The organism is Actinomycetospora sp. (assembly GCF_036497245.1).
Taxonomy (GTDB): Bacteria; Actinomycetota; Actinomycetes; order Mycobacteriales; family Pseudonocardiaceae; genus Actinomycetospora.
The window spans coordinates 1-19,634 of sequence record NZ_DASXJS010000033.1 but is presented as its reverse complement, the minus strand read 5'-3'; the positions used below and the strand labels follow the sequence as shown (position 1 = coordinate 19,634).

General features: G+C 72.7%; 16 protein-coding genes, 1 tRNA gene, 1 other RNA gene and 1 pseudogene. 18 read left to right on the top strand and 1 reads right to left on the bottom strand.

The annotated features are described in order from the left end of the window. Positions 1–37: 37 nt before the first annotated feature. The 17 genes and pseudogenes from prfB to VGI02_RS04185 all read left to right on the top strand — a co-directional run bounded on the left by prfB (position 38) and on the right by VGI02_RS04185 (position 17,144). A complete protein-coding gene (gene prfB, locus VGI02_RS04265; protein WP_331626017.1) occupies positions 38–1,141 on the top strand; it encodes a peptide chain release factor 2 in 1,104 nt (367 codons plus the stop codon). Between the two features lie 82 nt (positions 1,142–1,223). Continuing rightward, positions 1,224–1,913: a cell division ATP-binding protein FtsE gene (gene ftsE, locus VGI02_RS04260; RefSeq protein WP_331626016.1), complete on the top strand. Its 690-nt coding sequence runs from the start codon at positions 1,224–1,226 to the stop codon at positions 1,911–1,913. Next, the gene (ftsX, locus tag VGI02_RS04255) at positions 1,910–2,815 is read left to right on the top strand and encodes a permease-like cell division protein FtsX (protein WP_331626015.1); all 906 of its coding nucleotides are present in this window, start codon (positions 1,910–1,912) and stop codon (positions 2,813–2,815) included. Before ftsE ends, ftsX begins: the two co-directional genes overlap by 4 nt. A gap of 29 nt (positions 2,816–2,844) precedes the next feature. Then, entirely contained in the window at positions 2,845–3,387 is a 543-nt protein-coding gene (gene smpB / locus VGI02_RS04250) for an SsrA-binding protein SmpB (protein WP_331626014.1), read from the top strand. A gap of 1 nt (position 3,388) precedes the next feature. Continuing rightward, on the top strand, positions 3,389–4,321 hold the full coding sequence (locus VGI02_RS04245) for an amidohydrolase family protein (protein ID WP_331626013.1): 933 nt from the start codon (positions 3,389–3,391) through the stop codon (positions 4,319–4,321). Between the two features lie 72 nt (positions 4,322–4,393). After that, positions 4,394–4,770: a transfer-messenger RNA gene (ssrA, locus tag VGI02_RS04240) on the top strand. A 341-nt stretch (positions 4,771–5,111) separates the two neighbouring features. Further along, entirely contained in the window at positions 5,112–6,920 is a 1,809-nt protein-coding gene (locus VGI02_RS04235) for a serine/threonine-protein kinase (RefSeq protein ID WP_331626012.1), read from the top strand. A gap of 122 nt (positions 6,921–7,042) precedes the next feature. Beyond that, positions 7,043–8,293: an MFS transporter gene (locus VGI02_RS04230; RefSeq protein WP_331626011.1), complete on the top strand. Its 1,251-nt coding sequence runs from the start codon at positions 7,043–7,045 to the stop codon at positions 8,291–8,293. Continuing rightward, complete coding sequence (locus VGI02_RS04225; protein ID WP_331626010.1) at positions 8,290–9,846, top strand: cryptochrome/photolyase family protein; 1,557 nt, start codon at positions 8,290–8,292, stop codon at positions 9,844–9,846. The genes VGI02_RS04230 and VGI02_RS04225 overlap by 4 nt, the downstream gene beginning before the upstream one ends. A gap of 36 nt (positions 9,847–9,882) precedes the next feature. Then, a pseudogene (locus tag VGI02_RS04220) lies at positions 9,883–10,515 on the top strand (IS110 family transposase); the annotation flags it as partial. Between the two features lie 226 nt (positions 10,516–10,741). Continuing rightward, a complete protein-coding gene (locus tag VGI02_RS04215) occupies positions 10,742–11,194 on the top strand; it encodes a transposase (RefSeq protein ID WP_331626009.1) in 453 nt (150 codons plus the stop codon). 24 nt (positions 11,195–11,218) lie between these two features. Then, the gene (locus VGI02_RS04210; RefSeq protein WP_331626008.1) at positions 11,219–12,007 is read left to right on the top strand and encodes a DsbA family protein; all 789 of its coding nucleotides are present in this window, start codon (positions 11,219–11,221) and stop codon (positions 12,005–12,007) included. A gap of 52 nt (positions 12,008–12,059) precedes the next feature. Further along, positions 12,060–12,132, top strand: a tRNA-Ala gene (locus tag VGI02_RS04205). Between the two features lie 223 nt (positions 12,133–12,355). Next, entirely contained in the window at positions 12,356–14,116 is a 1,761-nt protein-coding gene (ctaD, locus tag VGI02_RS04200; protein ID WP_331626007.1) for an aa3-type cytochrome oxidase subunit I, read from the top strand. A 41-nt stretch (positions 14,117–14,157) separates the two neighbouring features. Next, positions 14,158–15,402, top strand: a complete 1,245-nt coding sequence (serB, locus tag VGI02_RS04195) for a phosphoserine phosphatase SerB (protein ID WP_331626006.1) — start codon at positions 14,158–14,160, stop codon at positions 15,400–15,402. 16 nt (positions 15,403–15,418) lie between these two features. After that, positions 15,419–16,255: a peptidyl-tRNA hydrolase gene (locus VGI02_RS04190; RefSeq protein WP_331626005.1), complete on the top strand. Its 837-nt coding sequence runs from the start codon at positions 15,419–15,421 to the stop codon at positions 16,253–16,255. A 58-nt stretch (positions 16,256–16,313) separates the two neighbouring features. Further along, a complete protein-coding gene (locus VGI02_RS04185) occupies positions 16,314–17,144 on the top strand; it encodes an ATP-grasp domain-containing protein (protein ID WP_331626004.1) in 831 nt (276 codons plus the stop codon). A 46-nt stretch (positions 17,145–17,190) separates the two neighbouring features. Here VGI02_RS04185 and VGI02_RS04180 read toward each other — a convergent pair whose 3' ends face one another. After that, positions 17,191–19,281, bottom strand: coding sequence for an ATP-dependent DNA helicase (locus VGI02_RS04180; RefSeq protein ID WP_331626003.1), 2,091 nt, complete (start codon positions 19,279–19,281; stop codon positions 17,191–17,193). Between the two features lie 152 nt (positions 19,282–19,433). On the opposite strand from VGI02_RS04180, the gene VGI02_RS04175 reads away from it, so the two are divergent. After that, the coding region (locus VGI02_RS04175) for a hypothetical protein (RefSeq protein WP_331626002.1) at positions 19,434–19,634 on the top strand (201 nt) is incomplete at its 3' end.

Genomic DNA, 19,634 nt, shown 5'->3' with positions numbered 1-19,634 from the left:
GTCGCCGCCCGCCGGAGGCGCACTACGCTGGATAGACGTGGCCTCTGACTTCCCCGTCCTCCTGGACGAGCTCGACACGACCCTGAAGTCGATCGAGGCCGTCCTCGACGTCGACCGGATGCGCGGGCAGGTGGCCGAGCTCGAACAGCTCGCGGCCGCCCCGGACCTGTGGAACGACGTGGAGAAGGCGCAGGTCCTCACCTCCAAGCTCTCGTACCTGCAGGGCGACCTGCGCCGGATCGAGGAGCTGCGCAGCCGGCTGGACGACGTCGGCCTGCTGCACGAGATGGCCGCGGAGGAGAACGACGAGGCCACCACGGCCGAGACCGAGCGCGAGCTGGAGAGCCTGCGCAAGGCGATCGACGAGCTCGAGGTCCGCACGCTGCTCAGCGGCGAGTACGACGCCCGCGAGGCGCTGGTGACGATCCGCTCGGAGGCCGGCGGTGTCGATGCCGCCGACTTCGCCGAGATGCTCATGCGCATGTACCTGCGCTGGGCCGAGCGGCACAAGTACCCGGTCGAGCTCTACGACGTCTCCTACGCCGAGGAGGCCGGCATCAAGTCGGCCACCTTCGCGGTCAAGATCCCCTACGCCTACGGCACCCTCTCGGTCGAGCAGGGCACCCACCGGCTGGTGCGGATCTCGCCGTTCGACAACCAGGGCCGCCGCCAGACCTCGTTCGCCGGCGTCGAGGTGCTGCCGGTCGTGGAGCAGACCGACCACGTCGAGATCCCGGAGAACGAGATCCGCATCGACGTCTTCCGGTCGTCGGGGCCGGGCGGGCAGAGCGTGAACACCACCGACTCCGCCGTCCGGATCACCCACCTGCCCACCGGCATCGTGGTCTCCTGCCAGAACGAGAAGAGCCAGATCCAGAACCGGGCCGCGGCCATGCGGGTGCTGCAGGCCCGGCTGCTGGTCAAGCGGCAGGAGGAGCAGCGGGCCGCCATGGACGCGCTCAAGGGGGAGGGCAGCAGCTGGGGCAACCAGATGCGCTCCTACGTGCTGCACCCGTACCAGATGGTCAAGGACCTGCGGACCGCCCAGGAAACCGCGCAGACCACCCAGGTGCTCGACGGGTTCATCGACGACTTCCTCGATGCGGGCATCCGGTGGCGCAAGCAGACCCAGACGGCGTAGCGGTCCCTCACGGGAGCGGCGCCCGAACGGGCGACGTTCGCCCGTCCGGGGTGCGCCCGGCCGCCGCGTAGCATCCCGCTCCGTGCTCCGGCTAGAACACGTCTCGAAGCAGTACCCGACGTCCGTCCGGCCGGCGCTCGACGACGTCACGATGGACGTCGACCGGGGCGAGTTCGTCTTCCTCATCGGGCCGTCCGGGTCGGGCAAGTCGACGCTGCTGCGCCTGCTGCTGCGCGAGGAGGCCCCGAGCAGCGGCAACGTGTTCGTCGCCAACTGGAACGTGGCCCGCCTGCCGAACCGCAAGGTGCCCAAGCTGCGTCAGCGCATGGGCTGCGTGTTCCAGGACTTCCGGCTGCTGGGCAACCGCACGGTCGCCGAGAACATCGCGTTCGCCCTCGAGGTGACCGGCAAGCCCGAGCACACCATCCGCACCGTCGTGCCGGAGATGCTCGATCTGGTGGGCCTCGACGGCAAGAGCGAGCGGATGCCCGCCGAGCTCTCCGGCGGCGAGGCGCAGCGCGTCGCGATCGCCCGCGCCCTCGCGAACCGGCCGCTCGTGCTGCTCGCCGACGAGCCCACCGGCAACCTCGACCCCGAGACCAGCGACGACATCATGCTGTTGCTCGACCGGATCAACCGCGCGGGCACCACCGTCGTCATGGCCACCCACGACCGCCAGATCGTCGACGCCATGCGCCGGCGGGTCGTCGAGCTGCACCTGGGCAAGCTCGCCAGGGACGACGCGCGCGGCGTCTACGGGGCGAGCCGGTGACCGGGCTCGGCTTCGTGTGGCGGGAGGCCATCGCCGGCCTGCGCCGCAACATCACCATGAGCGTGGCGATGGTGCTGACGACGGCGATCTCGCTCGGCCTGCTCGGCGCCGGGCTGCTCGCGGTGCGGACCATCGACCGCACGCAGGAGCTCTACTACTCCCAGCTGGCCGTGCAGGTCGCCCTCGACGAGCCGACGAGCGCGGGCGACGCGAACTGCACGTCGCCCACCTGCACCGGGTTGCGCGAGCAGCTGCAGGGCGATCCGCTCGTCTCCGGTGTGACCTACGAGAGCCGCGACCAGGCCTTCCAGCGCTTCCTGCGGATCTACGCGGGTCAGTCGATCCTCCAGCTGGTGCGCCCGCAGAGCCTGCCCGCGACGCTGCGCGTGACCCTGAAGGACCCGACCCGCGGGGACGCGCTCGTGGCGGAGTTCTCCGGGCGACCGGGCGTGCGCAACGTCGTCGACCAGCGTGCCCTGGTCCAGGACCTCTTCACCTTCCTCGCGAGCGTGCGCAACGCCGCGTTCGGGCTCGCGTCGATCCAGGCGCTCGCGGCCCTGCTGCTCATCTCGAACACCATCCAGGTCTCGGCGTTCACCCGGCGGACCGAGGTCGGGATCATGCGCCTGGTCGGCGCGACCCGCTGGTACACCCAGGTGCCCTTCCTCATCGAGGCGGTGATCACCGGCGTGGTCGGGGCGGTCCTCGCGACCGGGGGCCTGGTGCTCGGCAAGCTCTTCTTCATCGACCGGCTGCTCTCCGGCCGGCTGATCTCCAACGCGATCCCCGCGGTCGGAATGAGCGACGTGCTGCTGTTCGTTGCACCCTTGCTGGTGGTCGTCGGCGCGGCCATCGCGACGGCGACGGGGTATGTCACCCTGCGCCTGTACGTCCGCAACTGATCCAGGCAGCACGAGAGGGGGTCGTCCCGGTGGCGAAGTCGGCCGTCCCGACCGATTCGGGGCGCTCGAAGGAGCGCGCCGACAAGAAGGCGTCCTCCAACCGCCCCGAGGAGCGGCGCAAGGTCGTCGCGACCAACCGCAAGGCCCGGCACGACTACACCGTCCTCGACGTCTACGAGGCGGGCATCGCGCTGCAGGGCACCGAGGTGAAGAGCCTGCGGGCCGGCCGGGCCTCCCTCGCGGACGCGTTCGCGACGGTGACCGACGGCGAGGTCTGGCTGCGCGGCCTGCACATCCAGGAGTACGACTTCGGCAGCTGGACCAACCACGAGCCGCGCCGGCATCGCAAGCTGCTGCTGCACCGCGAGGAGATCTCGCGGCTCATCGGCAAGACCCGCGAGGGCGGGGCGACCATGGTGCCGCTGTCGCTGTACTTCTCCGGCGGGCTGGCCAAGGTCGAACTGGCGCTCGCGAAGGGCAAGGCGAAGCACGACAAACGCGAGGCGATGGCCGAGCGCGACGCCAAGCGCGAGGCGGAGCGGATCGTCGGGCGCCGGATCAAGGGCTGGTGACGTGTCGGCACTCGACACCCCGCTGACCTGTGACGAGGACGTGGCCCCCTGGGTGCGCTCGCTGGGCCTGGGCCCGGACGCCACCTCCGGGCTCGTCGACGTGCACGTGCACTTCCTGCCCGAGCGGATGCTGCGCAAGGTCTGGGCCTACTTCGACGACGCCGTGGCGCACTACGGCTACGACTGGCCCATCCACTACAAGCTGCCCGAACAGGAGCGTCTCGCCCGGCTGCGCTCCCTGGGCGTCGAGACCTTCGCCCCGCTCGTCTACCCGCACAAGCCGGACATGGCCGCCTGGCTGACCGGGTGGGCCCTGGACTGGGCGGACGAGATCCCCGACGCCGTCCCGACCGCGACGCTCTACCCCGAGGAGTCGGTGACGACGTACCTCGGTGAGGCGCTGTCGCGGGGGGCGCGGCTCGTGAAGGCGCACGTCCAGGTCGGCGGCTACGACCCCCGTGACCCGCTGCTGGACCCGGCGTGGGGCCTGCTCGCCGAGGCGGGCATCCCCGTCGTCGCGCACTGCGGCGACGGCCCGATCCCCGGCAAGCACACCGGCATCGGGATCATCGGCGAGGTCATGGACCGCCATCCCCGGCTGCGTCTGGTGCTCGCCCACGCCGGACTCCCGGAGTACGACGAGGCACTGCGGCTCGTCGAGCGCCATCCGTCGGTCCGGCTCGACACCACGATGGTCGGGACCCCGTTCACGGAGGGCTTCGCGCCGCTGCCCGCCGACTGGTCCGCGCGGCTCGCGGACCTCTCCGGGCAGGGTCGGGTGGTGCTGGGCACCGACTTCCCGAACATCCCGTACGGCTACTGGCACCAGATCGAGGCCATCCGTAGCTGGGCCGTCGCGGACGACCGCCTGGGGGAGGGCTTCCTCCGATCGGTGCTGCACGACGCGCCCGCCGACGTGCTCGGCCTGGGATGAGGGCCCCCGGCGGGATGATCGACCGGGCTGCACGCGTTATGATGGGCGGCCCCGTCCAGCGAGGCAGGGCAAGGGGGTGACTGGTATCGACTCCGAACGGTTGATCAGGAGAAGCGTGCCGAGGAAGGCGACGATGATCTCGATAACCACCCGTCGCAAAGAAATAAGCGCCGAGAACAGTACTCAGCGCCAGTTCCAGCTCGCTGCCTGACAGCTAGCTGAACTGTGTCGGCCCGGGTTCGTTCCCGACCCGGTCCCCGGCATCGACTAGGGGACTTCACCGCCGGGCCCGGTCGCGGGGCCCGTCGGGACATCTCACAGCGACTGGGGTCGTCACGCCGGCGTGTCTGCACGATCGGCGGACCCGAGTAGAGACGACGCAGACTGCGCACGGAGAAGTCCTGACGAGTGTTCGGAGGACCCGGGTTCGATTCCCGGCACCTCCACCCCCCAGGCGACGGCCGGAGAGCACACGCTCTCCGGCCGTCGTCGTCTCCGGGCCGCGGCGAGCACGATCCGCGCGCCGGAGGATCCGTGGTGCGGCAACCGAGTCACGGTGACGCGGTCGCGCGGTCGTCGCCGTCGATGGTCATCGGGACCCGGTGGGTGTCGTCGCGCCCGGGAGATGTGGCCGACCCCGGAGATCCGTGGCGCTTCGGCCCTGAGATCCGGGTTTTCGGTGTGGATCTCCTCAATACCCGTCGACCAGGTCCCTCTCGGGCGATAGTCTCACCCGGCCGAGTGATCTCGTCGGCACGTTGTCCACGTAGAGGAGGCGGGGGGAGCCGTCGTGACGTCCCAGGCGCCGGCCGAGAAGGCCAGGATCACCCCGGACGGTGACGCGCTCCCGGCATCGATCACGGAGAGTCCCCGCGATGTCACCGAGAGCGGCTCTTCGGAGGACGCCGGGCTTTCCGTCGACGACACCCCCACCGGCGGCCTGACCACGGGCGCCGCGGACGCCGCGGTGCGCGGCGTCGACGAGGTGCTCGGCCGTGAGGTCCGCCTCGTCACCCTGCCGCCGGCGTCCGGCGACGTGCTCTCCGAGCGGATCGAGCAGGTTCGTCACCTCGCCCGGCTGCACCACCCGCACCTGCTCGAGGTCTACGACGTCGACGGGCTGGCCCCGGACACCGAGAGCACGCTCGTCCTGGAGAACGTTCCCGGGGAGCCGCTGCCGCTGGTGCTGCGCGACGGCCCGATCGCCGAGCCCGCCCTCGCCCGGATGGGCGCGCAGCTGGCGTCCGCCCTGGCCCACGCGCACGCCCACGGCGTGGAGCACGGCGCCATCGGCGCGGCGAGCATCCTGGTCAACCGCGCGAACTCGGACGCCTGGCTCGTCGGGCTCACCGCATCGTTGAGCGGACCGCTGCCGATCGTCGACCCCGACACGGACGACGGCGACGGCGCGGCGCAGCGGCGGGACGCCGACGTGCGCGCGCTCGCCGCGACCCTCGCCGGGGTCGTCGAGCACGCGGCGGCCACCGAGGGCGGCGACGACGCGGAGGCCGTCACCCGGCCGACCGCCCGCGACGACGCCGCGCCCGTGTCCGCGCTGGTCGCGGTGCTGCAGGGCGTCGAGTCACCGGCCCCGCCGAGCGCGGCCGTCCTGTCGGAACGGCTGGTCCGCGTCGCGCGCGCCGGTGGACGGTCCGGCGTCGGGGAGCCCGCCCGGCTCGTACCGGTGGTCGCCTCCTGGTCGGAGAGCCCGGCCGCTCCGGGGCCCGAGATCCCGGCGGCGCTCGCTGCAGGCCCCGCCGTGCGGGCCCGCGGGGCGAGCGGGGTCACCCCCTTCGCCGTCCTCGGCCAGTCCGGGCGACGGGCCCGGCGGGCCGGGGTGCTCGGCGCCGCTACCGCGACGCTGGCGCTGGCCTCGGGGCTGGTCATCTGGGCGGGGGAGTCGCACATCGTGCGGCCGGAGTCGCAGGCCGAGATCGGCGCGTCCGGCCCGGCGGCCACCGCCCCCGCACCGATCGTGCCCCACGTCCCGTCCTTCGACGGCCTCGCCACCGGCGACGGCTGGAGCGGCAGCGGGCAGGGGTCGACGGCCGGGTCCTGGTCCGACGCCGAGACTGAGGCCGTCGGGGCCGCGTCCCGCCGGGCGGAGCTGCCCGCGGCGACGTCCGAGTCGTCGTCCGATCCGACGACCACGTCGAGGCGTCCGGTGGTCCCGCCCACGGACACGCCGCCGCACACCGGCCCGACGAGCCTCCCGCCGTCCTCGACCCGGCCGACGACCACGGAGCCCCCGACGACCCGGCCGACGACGACGCGACCCAGCACCACCGTGCCCGTCACGACGCAGCCGACGACCCAGGCGACCACCGCGCAGCCGACGACCCAGGCCACCACCACGCAGCCGACCACCACCCAGCCGACGACGTCGGTCAGCACGGCCGCCCCGACGGGCACGAGCACGGGGACCTCGACGGCCACCTCGCCGAGCGGTCCCACCGCCGACACGGGCACCACCGGCACGGGCACCGGCACCACCGGCACGGGCGCCGGCACGGGCACGGGCACGACCGGGGTGGACGGGACCACGCCGACCACCACGACGACGGCGCCGAGCGCGCAGGTCCTCGCCGCCGGTCGCTGATCGCGGCCCCGCTCCCCGGCGACGGGCACCCGCCGCCGCGCCCGGCCGGGCGGTCCGATCGCCCGTAGGGTCGCGGCGCGCGGTGCGGTCGGCCCCCGCGCGATGTGGCGAGGAGGACATCGATGTCCGCGCGCGGCGATCGTGCGCTGCCCCGCGAGGCCCTGCCCTGGGAGGTGTGGGCGCTGCTCGCGGGCAGCTTCCTCGTCGCCGCGGGCTACGGGATCGTCGCGCCCGCGCTGCCGGTGTTCGCGCGCAGCTTCGGGGTCGGGGTCACCGCCGCCGCGGCCGTCGTCAGCGCCCTGCCGGTGCTGCGCCTGCTGTTCGCGCCGATCTCGGGCCGGTTGGTCGCCCGCGTCGGCGAACGCGCGATGTACCTCACCGGGCTGCTCGTCGTCGCGGCCTCGACCGGGGCGTGCGCGCTGGCCACGAGCTACGCCCAGCTGCTGGTGTACCGCGGGCTCGGCGGCATCGGGTCGACGATGTTCACCGTCTCCGCGTTCTCGCTGATCTTCCGGCTCGCCCCGGAGGGACGCCGCGGGCAGGTCAGCGGGCTGTTCACCGGCTCGTTCCTGCTGGGCGGGATCACCGGCCCCGCGTTCGGTGGCCTGCTGGTGACGGTCGACCTGCGCGCGCCGTTCGTGGTCTACGCCGTCGCGCTCGTGCTCGCGACCGCCGTCGTCGGGGGCCTGCTCGCCCGCTCGACCGACGTCGGCGTCCGCGCCCCCGACCCGACGGTCGAGCCGCTGACCATCGGGCGGGCCCTGCGCTCCCCGATCTACCGGGCCGCCCTGACGTCGGGGCTCGCGACCGGCTGGGCCGTGCAGGGGGTGCGGGTGGCGCTGGTCCCGCTGTTCGTCGCCGTCGCCCTGGGCCGCGAGCCGCTGTGGGCGGGGATCGCGCTGACCGTGTTCGCGGTCGGCGACGGCGCCATGCTGCTGGCCACCAGCGGGCTCTCCGACCACCGCGGCAGGCGCCCCGTCGTCATCGGCGGCCTGGCCATGGTCGCGGTGGGGACCGCATGCCTGGGCGTGCTGCCGAATCTCGGCGTGCTGCTCGTCGCCTCGCTCGTGGCCGGCGCGGGCGCGGGACTGCTGCAGCCCGCGCAGGGGGCCGCGGTCGCCGACCTCGTCGGGTCGCGGCGCTCCGGCGGACCCGCGCTCTCCGGGTTCCAGATGGCCTCCGACGTCGGCGCGATCATCGGGCCGCTGGCCGCGGGCGCCCTCGCCCAGTACGTCGGGTTCGGCGCCGCCTTCGGGGTCTCCGGGGCGGTCGCCCTGGCCGCGATGGGAATCTGGCTCGTCACAGCGGAGCCCGACAGCCGCGATCAGACCGGCGGTTCGCCCCCGGAGGAGGCGGGCACCCGCGCCGCATGAGCAGGCCGAGCGTGCCGGAGGGCGTCCTCGACATCTACGGCGAGGCCGTGGACGCCGCACTCGAGGGGGTGGACCCCGCGGCGCCGCTGTGGTGCTTCGGCGACCAGCTCGGCCCCGCCGTGCACGGTCTGCCCCAGCACGCCGAGCGCGAGGTGGTGCTCGTCGAGTCCTCGGCGGTGCTGCGCCGCCGCCGCTACCACCGCCAGAAGCTGCACCTGCTGCTCTCCGGCATGCGCCACCTCGACGACGACCTCGGTGACCGGTCGAGCTACCACCGCACCACCACCTACCGGGAGGCCCTGGAGAAGGTGGGCCGACCCGTCGTCGTGCACGAGCCGACGTCGTACGCCGCCGCGGAGTTCGTCGAGCGGCTGCGCCGGGAGGGCCTCGTCGCCGCGGTGCTCCCGACGACCACGTTCGCGCGGCCGAGGGCCGAGTTCACGGCCTGGGCGGGCGACGCGACCTCGTTCACCATGGAGACCTTCTACCGCGACCAGCGCCGCCGGTTCGAGGTGCTCATGGAGGGCGACTCGCCGGTGGGCGGGACGTGGAACCTCGACCACGACAACCGGGAGAAGCCGCCGAAGAAGCAGCAGACGCTCGGAGTGCCCGAGCCGTGGTGGCCCACCGAGGACGGCATCGACGAGCGCGTCCGGGCCGACCTCGACGCGATGGACCTCGACACCGTCGGGTCCGACGGGCCGCGCTGGTTCGCCGTCACCCCCGACGAGGCGCACCAGGCGCTGGAGCGGTTCGTGGCGCACCGCCTCGACCCGTTCGGGCCCTACGAGGACGCGGTGCTCGCCGGCGACCCGACCATGGCGCACTCGCTGCTCTCGGTGCCGCTCAACCTCGGCGTTCTCCACCCCCTCGACGCGGTCCACGCCGCGGAGCAGGCCCACCACGACGGCACCGCGCGGCTGAACTCCGTCGAGGGCTTCGTGCGCCAGATCCTCGGCTGGCGCGAGTACATCTGGCACCTGTACTGGCACTTCGGCAAGGGTTACCAGCGCAGCAACCAGCTCGGGGCGCAGAAGAAGCTGCCGAGCTGGTGGACCGAGCTCGACGGCGACAAGGTCACCGCCGCCTGCCTCTCGCACACGCTGAACGAGGTCCGCGACCGCGGCTGGGTCCACCACATCCCGCGGTTGATGATCCTCGGCAACCACGCGCTGCAGCGCGAGTACCGGCCGAGCGCCCTCACCGAATGGTTCACGACGTCGTTCGTGGACGGCTTCGCGTGGGTGATGCCGCCCAACGTCGTCGGGATGAGCCAGCACGCGGACGGCGGGAAGCTCGCGACGAAGCCCTACGCCTCCGGCGGTGCCTACCTCGACAAGATGACCGACCACTGCGGGGACTGCGCGTTCGACCCGAAGGTCCGCGTGGGGGAGAAGGCCTGCCCCTTCACCGCCGGCTACTGGCAGTTCGTCCACCGCCACGCGGATCTGCTGCGCGGCAACCACCGCACCGCCCGCGCCGTCGCGACCATGGACCGGCTCTCCGACCTCGACGCGCTGCTGGAGCAGGAGGACGGACGCCGCGAGTTCTGACTGTGAGACTGCTGGGGCCGGTCCAGAGCGGCCGTGATGGGCTGGCGACGAGACGGCGGGCGTGACTCAAATTCTGACTGGCCTGAGTGCCTTTGGTGGGGACTTGTCCGTCCGCTGTCCTCGACGCCGGCCCGGCCGGGAGCAGCTGGCCTGATCAGGAGCTTGACCGCCAGTAGCCGCTGGCGTGTCCCATCACAGTCCTGCCGAGTCTCCCGAACCGGACCGGAGCCCACGTCCGCCCCGGTCAGGAGAACGCAGTTGTCCATGCTCGCAGAGCAGGTCGAGATCGTCATTGGCGTCGACACCCACAAACACACCCACACCGCGGCCGTGCTCACCGCGGCCACCGGCGCGGTGCTGGCGCAGGCCACCGTGACCACGGATCCGGGCGGCTACGACGCCCTGATCGAACTGGCCGACCAGCACGGACAGCTGCGCGCGTGGGCGATGGAAGGCTCCGGCGGCTACGGCGCCGGACTGGCCGCACATCTCGCCGAGCGTGACGAGCTCGTCGTCGAGCTCGACCGCCCCGCCCGACCCACCCGCCGGGCCGGCGCGAAGTCCGACCCGATCGACGCGGTTCGCGCGGCACGGGACGCCCTGGCACGCACCCATCTCGCGCAGCCACGTACCGGCCCGCAGCGGGCGGCGTTGCAGGTCCTGCTCACCGCGCGCCAGGCCGCGGTCCAGGCCGCCACCGACGGCCAGCGCCAGCTGCACGCCCTGGTCGTCACCGCCCCCGACCAGGTCCGCGGCCGCTTCCGTGGTCTGTCCACCCGCGGAATCATTGCGACCGCGCTGCGGCTGCGTCCCGGGCACTACGCCGCCCAGCTCCACGTCTTCACCGCGATGAGCGCGCTCAGGGCGATCGCCCGCCGGGTCCGGGTCCTCGGAGGTGGAGGCCGCCGAGCACGAGAAGGCCATCCGGGCGATCGTGGTCTCCTGGCGCCCCGATCTGCTCGCCCTCACCGGTGTCGGGCCGATCGTCGCGGGCACCGTGCTCACCGCCTGGTCACACGCCGGGCGCTGCCGCGACGACGGCGCCTTCGCGATGCTGGCCGGCACCGCCCCCATCCCGGCATCGTCGGGAAAGACGGTGCGCTACCGGCTCAACCGCTCCGGCGATCGACAGCTCAACCGTGCGGTCTACACCGTCGTGATCACTCGACTACGACGCGACCCCGCTACCCGCGCCTACGCCGAACGCCGACGAGCTGAAGGCAAGACCGACCGTGAAATCCGCCGCTGCCTCGGTCGCTACGTCACCCGCCAGCTCTACCGCCAGCTCGAGACCGCGCCCCCCACGACCCTTGACGCGTCACAGGAGCGTCCCCTCATGGGCGCCTGACCCGCCGTCGTTACGGTTGTCCCCATGGCGAGGAGTCAGCAGACGGGCCGGTCGCGGCCGAACACATCGGGCCGAGGGCGCAATCCGGTCTCGGGCGGGCGCCGGTCGTCCGGGACGGGGAAGTCCCGGACGCCGACGATCATCGCCGTCGTCGTGCTGGTCGTCCTCGTCGCCGTGATCGGCGTCGCGGTCTACTCCGCGAACCAGACCAAGACGGCGGCACAGCCGGCGAACCTGCCGGTGAGCCCGGTCAACGCGACCTACCAGACCCGCGTGGACGGCGGTGCGGTCGTCGCCGGGAACGGCCCGACGACCCTGGAGGTCTACGAGGACGCCCAGTGCCCGGCCTGCAAGCAGTTCGAGTCGCTCGACGGTCAGAAGATCACCGACGGGCTCAACGCCGGGAAGCTCACCGTCAAGTACCACATGGTCAACCTGCTCGACCAGAGCTCGACCCCGCCGGGCTACTCGACCCTCGGCGGCAACGCGATCATGTGCGCGGCGCAGAACGGCGCCTTCCCGACGCTGCACAAGACGCTGTACGACCGTCAGCCCGAGGAGGGCGGCACCGGCTTCACCGTCGACGACCTGGTGACGCTCGGGAAGAGCTCCGGCGCGGGGCCGGGCTACGAGGCCTGCGTACGCGGCAACACCTACGGCGCCGCGATCGCCCAGAACTACCAGCAGGCGTCGACCGACCCGGCCCTGCAGCAGGAGTCCGGTGGCCAGAAGGGCTTCGGGACGCCGACGATCGTGGTCGGCGGGAAGGCCGTCAGCCCCAACGACCCGGCCCTCGAAGCGGCCCTGGGGTAGCCCACCCCCCTGCCGCCGAGCGTTCACCCGGCGTGTAGCGTTTCGAGGCGTTGGGGCTGTGGCGCAGCTGGTAGCGCATCACACTGGCAGTGTGAGGGTCAGGGGTTCGAGTCCCCTCAGCTCCACCCGCGGAACGTACGAGGCCCGCCGACCACCGGTCGGCGGGCCTTCGTCGTGTGGGGCGGATGGTGCCGTCCACCTTCTCCCCGGTGTCGTACGACAGTGCGTCGTGGATAGGGTCACCCAGCGAGCCACGGGGCTCGCGGGCGGTTACGATCGCCCGGTCAACCAGCGCGGTCCCGCCGTCGGGGCCGCTGCAGAGGAGTCAGTCGTGGGCAGGAGGCATCCGTGACGGCCGTCGCACCGAAGCCGATCTCGACCACGCCGTATCCGGCGCGGGAGACGAAGCGCGGCTCGTTCATCGGTCGGATGCTGAAGACGACCGACCCCAAGGACCTGGGGATCCTCTACCTCATCACGTCGTTCGCGTTCTTCCTCATCGGCGGGCTGATGGCGCTGCTCATGCGCGCCGAGCTCGCCCAGCCGGGCCTGCAGATCCTGTCGGTCGAGCAGTACAACCAGCTGTTCACGATGCACGGCACGATCATGCTGCTGCTGTACGCGACGCCGATCCTGTTCGGCTTCGCGAACTACATCGTGCCGCTGCAGATCGGCGCTCCCGACGTCGCGTTCCCGCGGCTGAACGCCTTCTCCTACTGGCTGTTCCTGTTCGGCGGCACGATGGTCGTGTCCGGGTTCTTCACCCCGGGCGGCGCCGCGAGCTTCGGCTGGTTCGCCTACTCGCCGCTGTCGGACTCGCTCTACACCCCGGGCTACGGCCCCGACCTCTGGATCGTCGGCCTCGCCGTGTCCGGTCTGGGCACCATCCTCGGCGGCGTCAACTTCGTGACGACGATCGTCTGCATGCGCGCCCCGGGCATGACCATGTTCCGGATGCCGATCTTCACCTGGAACATCCTCGTGACGGTCGTGCTGGTGCTGCTGGCCTTCCCGATCCTCACCGCCGCGCTGTTCGGTCTGCTCGCCGACCGCCATCTCGGGGCGCACATCTTCGACCCGGCCAACGGCGGCGTGATCCTCTGGCAGCACCTGTTCTGGTTCTTCGGGCACCCCGAGGTCTACATCGTGGCGCTGCCCTTCTTCGGCATCGTCACGGAGATCTTCCCGGTCTTCAGCCGCAAGCCGATCTTCGGCTACAAGACCCTGATCTACGCGACGCTGTCGATCGGGGCGCTGTCGGTCGCGGTGTGGGCGCACCACATGTACGCCACCGGCGCGGTGCTGCTGCCCTTCTTCTCCTTCACGACCTTCCTCATCGCCGTCCCGACCGGTATCAAGTTCTTCAACTGGATCGGCACCATGTGGCGCGGCCAGCTGACGTTCGAGACCCCGATGCTGTTCTCGGTCGGCTTCCTGGTGACGTTCCTGTTCGGTGGCCTGACGGGCGTCCTGCTCGCCGCGCCGCCGCTGGACTTCCACGTCTCGGACTCGTACTTCGTGGTCGCCCACTTCCACTACGTGCTCTTCGGCACGATCGTGTTCGCTACCTACGCCGGCATCTACTTCTGGTTCCCGAAGATGACCGGCCGGATGATGAACGAACGCCTGGGCAAGTTCCACTTCTGGGCGACCTTCATCGGGTTCCACACGACGTTCCTGGTGCAGCACTGGCTGGGCAACGAGGGCATGCCGCGTCGCTACGCGGACTACCTGCCCTCCGACGGCTTCACGACGCTGAACACGATCTCCTCGATCGGCGCGTTCGTCCTGGGCGCCTCGACGCTGCCGTTCATCTGGAACGTCTTCCACAGCTACCGCTACGGCCGGCCGGTCGAGGTCGACGACCCGTGGGGCCACGGCAACTCGCTGGAGTGGGCCACGTCCTGTCCGCCGCCACGGCACAACTTCACGGAGCTGCCGCGGATCCGCTCGGAGCGTCCGGCGTTCGAACTGCACTACCCGCATCTCACCGAGCGCATCCGCCTCGAGTCGCACGTCGGCGCGACGCACAAGGAGAGCATCGGGGAAGCCGTCACCGGTGCGGTCGGACAGGAGCACCTGCCGGGCAACGACCCCCGGAACAAGTGAGCCGCGCGTCGGGGAACGACGGCTCGACCCATCCGACTTCCGTGGAGTCGGTGTCGGAGGTCCTGGCCGCGCAGCGGACGACAGTGCTCGTCACGGTGACCGGCCCGGACTTCCCCGGGGTCAGTGCCACCTTGTTCACGGTGCTCGCCGAGCACGGGGCCGAGATGCTGGACGTCCAGCAGGCGACGATCCACGGGTACCTGACGCTGTCCGCCCTGGTCGGGGTCACCGGGGACCCGGGCCGGCTCGAGCGCAGCCTCGACGTCGCGATCCCGGCCCTCGGGCTCGCGGTCACCGTCGAGACCGGGGGTGATGCCTCCTCGGTGCATCCGTACTCGACGCACGTCGTCTCCGTGCTGGGACGCCCGATCACCGCCGCGGGATTCGCCGAGGTGGCCCGCACGCTCGCCGCGCAGCGGGTGAACATCGACCGGGTGCGCCGGGTGGCGGACTATCCGGTGACCGGCCTGGAGCTGCGGATCTCGACGCCGGCCTCCTCGCCCCCGAGCGACGCCGCGCTGCGCCAGGCCCTCATCGGTGCCTCGCAGCGCGCGGGCGTGGACGTCGCGGTGCAGCGGGTCGGGATCGCGCAGCGCGCCAAGCGGCTCATCGTGTTCGACGTCGACTCCACGCTGGTGCAGGGCGAGGTCATCGAGATGCTCGCGGCCTACGCCGGGCGCGAGGCCGAGGTCCGCGAGGTCACCGAGGCCGCGATGCGGGGCGAGCTCGACTTCACGCAGTCGCTGCACCGCCGGGTCGCGACCCTCGAGGGCCTCGACGCGTCGTGCCTCGACGAGGTCGGATCGAAGCTCGAGCTGACCCCGGGCGCGCGGACCACCGTGCGCACCCTCAAGCGGCTCGGCTACAAGTGCGGCGTCGTCTCCGGGGGCTTCACGCAGGTCATCGCCCACCTGGTGGACGAGCTCGGGCTGGACTGGGCGGCCGCCAACGAGCTGGAGATCGCCGACGGGAAGCTGACCGGCAAGGTGGTCGGCGACGTCGTCGACCGGGCGGGCAAGGCGCGCTCCCTGGAGGCGTTCGCCGCCGCCGTCGAGGTCCCGATCGAGCAGACGGTGGCGGTCGGGGACGGCGCCAACGACCTCGACATGCTCGCCGCCGCCGGGCTGGGCATCGCGTTCAACGCCAAGCCCGTGGTCGCCGCGGCCGCCGACACGGCCCTGTCCTACCCCTTCCTCGACGCCGTCCTGTTCATCCTCGGCGTCACCCGGGACGAGATCGAGATCGCGGACGCCGCCGAGGGACTGCTGCGCCGCGTGCCCATCTGATGGGACCGCTGATCTGATGGCCACCGCGGCCGACCGGCTGGCGGCCCTGGGTCCACTGGCCGCCCGCGTGTGCCCGTGGGCCGCGGACATGGCGCCCCCGGAGCGCGACACGGCGACCGAGGACGCGGATGGGGAGCCGGTGCGGGCGATGCCGGTGGTTCTGCGCATCGAGCGCGCCACCCCGCCCGGGCCGACGGCGCTGCTCGAGGCGGCGGCCGCGGCGGCGCTCGGGCTCTGCCTCGACGAGCGCTCCGCCCCGGACGGTCCCTGGTACGACGCGGTGGCGGCCTGGGCGGGCGCGGGGCGCATCCGCAAGCTCGCGCGCCGGGCCCGCACCGCCCACTGGCGCGCGGTCGGGGACATCGACGGGACGACCGCGGGCGTCGGCGACCCGGAGGCGGGCGGGGGTCAGGTGCGTGCGCTGGTCCCCGGACCGGTCGACGACGTCGCGCACGAGGTCCGCAGGCTCCAGATCGGCGGGACCGACCTGCCCGACGACAGCCCGGGGCCGCCCGTGCCCGACCGCCCGGTGATCTGGCTGAACCCGACCGTCGAGCAGTCGACCGGCAAGGCCGCCGCCCAGGTCGGGCACGCGAGCATGATCCTCGCGACGGTGCTGGCGTGGACCGGCGCGGACGACGCCACGGTGGACGCGGTGACCACCGCCTCCGTCCGGACCGCCGACGCGGCGGACTGGGAGCGCTGGATCGCCGCCCTCGCCCGTGAGGATTCCGGGCGCGAGGCGTGGGAGCACCACGGCATCGCCCCGGTCCGTGACGCCGGCTTCACCGAGGTGGCGCCGGGCACCGTGACCTGCATCGGACAGACGCCGCGCGCCGGAGGCCGGTCGTGACGCCGGTGACGCGGCAACCGGCGGAGCGCACCGACGGGGGAGCCCTACCGTGGTGACCGTGATCGTCGCCAGCACCCGTGTGCGCTCCGAGCGCTCCGAGGCCGAGAACCGCCCGCTCGTGGCGGCCCTGGAGGAGCGCGGGGCGAGTGCGCGGGTCGAGCCGTGGGACGCCGAGGACGCGGTCGCCGGGTGGAGCGCGGCCGACCTGGTCGCGGTGCGCACCACCTGGGACTACAGCGCGCGCCGTGAGGAGTTCCTGGCCTGGGCGGCGCGGGTGACCGGGGTGACCACCCTGCAGAACCCGCTGTCGGTGCTGGAGTGGAACTCCCACAAGCGCTACCTGGTGGAGCTGGCCGAGGCGGGGGTTCCGGTGGTCCCGACGCGGTTGGTACCCCACGGGAGCACCCCGGAGCCGCTCGGCCCGGGCCGCCTCGTCGTGAAGCCCGCCGTGTCCGCGGGCGGTCGTGGCACCTACCGCGGGCTCGGCCCCGAGCTCGAGGAGACGCTCGCCGAGCTGGCGGCCGCGGGGGACGCGCTCGTGCAGCCCGCCGTCGAGAGCATCGACGGCGACGGCGAGGTGTCGCTGATCCGCCTCGGCGGGCGGTGGTCGCACGCGGTGCGGAAGTTCCCGCCGGCGGGCGGCTTCCTCGTCCACGAGCGCCACGGCGGTCGGCTCGAGGACCACGAGCCGACGCCGCGGGAGCGCGAGGTGGCCGACGCCGCGCTGGCCTGCTCACCCGCGCCGGTGCACGCGGCCCGGGTGGACCTGGTCCGCGTCGACGGCGAGCCCGTGGTGATGGAGCTCGAGCTCATCGAGCCGGAGCTCTTCCTGCGCCGGGCGCCCGAGGCGGCGGGGCTGCTCGCGGACGCGCTGCTCGCGACGCTGTAGCGGACGCGCTGATCGCGACGCCGAAGAGGTCGGGCAGGCGCCGGCGTCAGTCGCTGTCGCGCAGCCGCTCCAGCGCGCCGCGCACGATCGCCGGGTCCTGGGTCGACCAGAACGGCGGCAGCGACCCGCGCAGGAACCCGCCGTACTGCTTCGTCGCCACCCGGGAGTCGAGGATCGCGACGACGCCCCGGTCACCGGTGCCGCGCAGCAGCCGTCCCGCGCCCTGGGCGAGCAGCAGCGCGGCGTGCGTCGCGGACACCGTCAGGAACCCGTTCCCGCCGCGGGCGTCGACGGCGCGCTGCCGGGCGGCCACCAGCGGGTCGTCGGGGCGGGGGAACGGGATGCGGTCGATCATGACCAGCTGCAGCGACTCGCCGGGCACGTCGACGCCCTGCCACAGCGAGATCGTCCCGAACAGCACGCTCCCGGTCTCCGCCGCGAACTTCTGCACGAGGGTGTTCGTCGCGTCGTCGCCCTGGCAGAGCACGGTGCCGTCCCAGCGCCCGCGCAGATCCTCGGCCGCCTGCTTCGCGGCGCGCATCGAGGAGAACAGTCCCAGCGCTCGCCCGCCCGCGGCCCGCACCAGCCCGTCGATCTCGTCGAGCATCGCGGCGGAGAGCCCGTCCCGCCCGGGCGGGGGCAGGTGCCGGGCGACGTAGAGGATGCCCGCCTTGCCGTGCGCGAACGGTGACCCGACGTCGAGGCCGTGCCAGACGAGGTTCGTCGCGGGGTCGTTGCCGTGCCCACCACCGGTGTCGGCGCCCTCTCCGCCGTCAAGCTCCTTCGGCGAGGGCTCCGACCCCTGCGCCGGCAACCCCCATTGGCGGGCGAGCGCGTCGAACGAGCCGCCGAGCACGAGCGTCGCGCTGGTCAGGACCACGGTCGACTGCCCGAACAGCCGGGACGCCAGCAGCCCCGCGACCGACAGCGGCGCCACGTGCAGCGCCCGCAGCGTCGTCGAGTTCAGCTCGCGCTCGGACTGCCAGACGACGTCGGGCCGTGTCGCCGGGTCCTCCCGGTCGAACGCCGTCAGCAGCCGGCCGGCGACATCGTGGACCTCCTCGACCAGGGCGGTCGCGAAGCGGCGGTTGGCGGCGTCGGCCTCCTGCTCCTTGGCCCCCTTCTCGCGGTCGGGCCCCAACGCCTGACGGCACGCCCAGGCCGCGTTGCGGATCGCGGAGATCATCTGCCCGACCGTCTCCGGCATCGACTCCCACCGGCCGACCGGCGCGTCGGTGAGGACCGTCTCGAGCCCCTCGGCGGCGTCGAGCAGCTGGTCGGAGAGGGCCTGGTCGACGAGCTTGGCGCAGCGGCGGGCGGCCGCGGCGGCCCCCGAGGAGGTGAGCTCGCCCGTCGCGACCGACGTGACCCGGTCGACGAGGTTGTGCGCCTCGTCGACGACGACGACGTCGTGCTCGGGCAGCACCGCGCGGCCCTCGATCGCGTCGATGGCGAGCAGGGCGTGGTTGGTGACGACGACGTCGGACCGGCCGGCCTTGTGCCGCGCGAGCTCGGAGAAGCAGTCCTCCGCGACCGGGCAGCGCGAGGCCCCGAGGCACTCCCGGGCGGTGACGCTGACCTGGCGCCAGGCGCGGTCGGGGACGCCGGGGACGAGCTCGTCGCGGTCGCCGGTCTTCGTCTGTTCGGCCCACTCGTGCAGCCGCGTGACCTGCCGTCCGAGCGCCGAGACCTGGAAGGGGTCGAAGAGCTGGTCGTCGCCCGGGTCCTCGGCCTGCGCGCCGGACTCGATCTTGTGGCGGCACAGGTAGTTGCCGCGGCCCTTGAGGATGGCGAAGGTCGGCGTACGTCCCAGGCTCGCGGTGAGCGCCTTGGTGAGACGCGGCAGGTCGCGGTCCACCAGCTGGGCCTGCAGCGCGATCGTGGCGGTGGAGACGACGACCGCCTGGTCGGCCTCCAGCGCGTGGCGGATGGCGGGCACGAGGTAGGCGAGCGACTTCCCGGTGCCGGTCCCGGCCTGCACGGCCAGGTGCTCCCCGGTGCGCAGTGCACGCTCGACGGCGGCGGCCATGTCCTGCTGGCCCTCGCGCTCGCTGCCGCCGAGGGACTCCACGGCGGCCGCGAGGAGGTCCGCCACCGAGGGCGATCCGGTCACCGTTGCGTCGGCCAGCTGAGCCACCGCCGACCACCTCCCCTCCCCGGGATCAGACTACGGAGGAGGCGCCGCGGTTCCCCGGATCCCCCGCGCTGCTCCGTCGGGGTGAATCGGGGAGCCGCTGTGGGCTCCGAGCGGTCCGAGGTCGTGAAGGCCCGTCGACCCCGGAGTCCGCCATGCGCCGCTCGTTGATCATCGTGTTCTCGCTCCTCATCCTCGGTCTGTCGCCCGCTCCGGCGCTGGCCGTACCTCGCGTCGGCCCGTCCGAGGACTGCGGCGTCCGCGTGAACCGTCCGCACTTCAGCCGCCAGTACGGCGAGGTCCACACGCGGATCGAGAGCTTCTGCGTCGTCCCGGCGATGGCGAACACCGTCTCG

What these genes read in the sequence shown, in the direction of transcription:
- VGI02_RS04230 (WP_331626011.1), top strand. Translation starts at nt 7,043, where the DNA reads ATGTCCGCGCGCGGCGATCGTGCGCTGCCCCGCGAGGCCCTGCCCTGG.
- VGI02_RS04225 (WP_331626010.1), top strand. Translation starts at nt 8,290, where the DNA reads ATGAGCAGGCCGAGCGTGCCGGAGGGCGTCCTCGACATCTACGGCGAG.
- VGI02_RS04210 (WP_331626008.1), top strand. Translation starts at nt 11,219, where the DNA reads ATGGCGAGGAGTCAGCAGACGGGCCGGTCGCGGCCGAACACATCGGGC.
- VGI02_RS04190 (WP_331626005.1), top strand. Translation starts at nt 15,419, where the DNA reads ATGGCCACCGCGGCCGACCGGCTGGCGGCCCTGGGTCCACTGGCCGCC.